2 protein-coding genes are annotated in these 1,927 nt (G+C 36.4%); one reads left to right on the forward strand and one right to left on the reverse strand.

What is annotated here, in order from left to right; all coding sequences use genetic code 11:
* The coding region (locus AACY61_RS13050) for a Na/Pi symporter (protein WP_339612018.1) at positions 1-1,066 on the forward strand (1,066 nt) is incomplete at its 5' end.
* On the opposite strand, the gene AACY61_RS13055 is transcribed toward AACY61_RS13050, so the two are convergent.
* Positions 1,067-1,927 (reverse strand): S41 family peptidase (locus AACY61_RS13055; RefSeq protein WP_339612019.1); only part of this gene is annotated, 861 nt, incomplete at its 5' end.

Genomic DNA, 1,927 nt, shown 5'->3' on the forward strand with positions numbered 1-1,927 from the left:
CTCTGCAATGATCGTCATCATTTTAAGCGCATTGAATGCGGGACTGATAGATGTTTATCAATCGTTTGCAATGATTATTGGGGCTAATATTGGAACAACATCTACTTTGTTGCTTGGTTCCATTGGTGGAACTGCTGATAAAAAACGACTGGCATTGGCCAATGTAATTTTTAACTCCACTGCCGGGATTGTCGTTTTTATTTTTCTTAAACAAGTGGTTGACAAGGTGTATGTTTTTTTCAATATGACAGACCCCTTAATGGAGCTTGTACTATTAAACACCCTTTTAAATTTAGGAGGAATATTGCTTTTCTTACCCTTTTTAGGAAGCTTTCAAAAGTTTCTCAAAAGGAGATTTAAAAAGGCTGAGCCCACAGGCGAAACTTTATATATAAAAAACATTACAACTGAGTTTCCCGAAGTTGCCTTAAAAGCCGTAAAAGACGAATTGGGTCTCGTTTATAGTAATGTACAGGATTTTATTCAAAACTGTTTTGCGGTTACAAATGAAAATCACAAGGCTTCGGGTTGGAAAACCATCTTTCAAACGGCTGTAAACCTCAATGATAAGTACGATAAAATCAAACGCCTTGAAGATGAATTAACGACTTTTTACCTTCAACTTCAGGAGAAAAATTTAAGTGTTCAGGAATCTGAACAACTTACTTCAAATATGATTGCACTGCGGTCACTTGTTTATGGCGCAAAAGACATCAAGGATGTTGCACATAACATTAAATTTATTATTGACAGTGAAGACCCTCTTGCCCTTGATATTTTAGAAAAACTAAGGGCATTTGTCAAAAACAAAATTGATGAGATTCACCGTTATATTGACATTGACGCCACAAATGCTCCCACCCTAAATCAAATGAGGGAAAGCAACGAGTCATTTTATAATGAGATGATTACATTTTTATACCAAAATGTAAAGGAATTATCAAAAAAGGGCGTTCAGGTTTCAACTATAACTAATGTTATTAGCCAGACCGTTTCCTCAATGAATCATATTTGCCAGGCTTTTATGAGAGATCAGATAACCGTTGATGCTTCAGATTTAAAGTAATTAGTTAAATGGTTTATTTAATGCATCCAAATACATTCTGTTGTAAGTAGGAAGGTGTGATTTACTATTGCCGGCTGTTTTTAGTTGAGGTTGGAAGCTTCTTGATACACTCCTGCCAAAAATATCATCCAAGGCTGCATCCAGCAGAGGTTCATTGGGGTCACCTAAAACACCCAGGTTTGAATAGTTTTCAAAGAACTCTATTGTGGGTGGAATACCATCCACAAACCCAGTTACCCCATTTGCATTTGCTGAAGTAAAGATTAGAGGTTGAATGGCATAAAAATGCCCGGAACTTGCATCTTCTCTTCTAAAATTTGGTGCCGGACCATCATAAAATGTAGTAGAAGCCTGAAATTTTCCGGTAGTTGTTGCACCCACCTGAATGACTTCAATGTATGGGTCTAAACCGTTAATAACTAATTCACTTGCAGATGCTGTGCTTGATGTAGTAAGTACATAAACCCTGTTGAGGTTTAAACTATTAATAGCCTCTCCTGTTCTCAAATTGCTGTTAAACTTATTAATTAAACTTTCGGGTTCGTTTTGTTCAAAAATTTGTTGTAATTCGGGGTTCCACACTTCAGTAGAGAACACCTGGCCAGTAAACTGACCTGTTATCATACTGGATAGGTCTATGGCACTTCTTATTGAGCCTCCACTGTTGTATCTTAAATCTAATACAAGATCAGAAATCCCTTCAGACTGAAATGTTCCAAACACATTGTTTAACTGGCTATCAAAATCTGCAGTAAAACCATTATACATCAAATAACCAATTTTTTGGCCTTCGATTGAGAGGGTAGTAGCTTTGTGAATTGGGTTTTCTATCAATTCACTTTTTATGAGATTAACAGTCTC

The sequence above is a fragment of the uncultured Planktosalinus sp. genome, from assembly GCF_963973675.1.
Lineage (GTDB): Bacteria > Bacteroidota > Bacteroidia > Flavobacteriales > Flavobacteriaceae > Planktosalinus.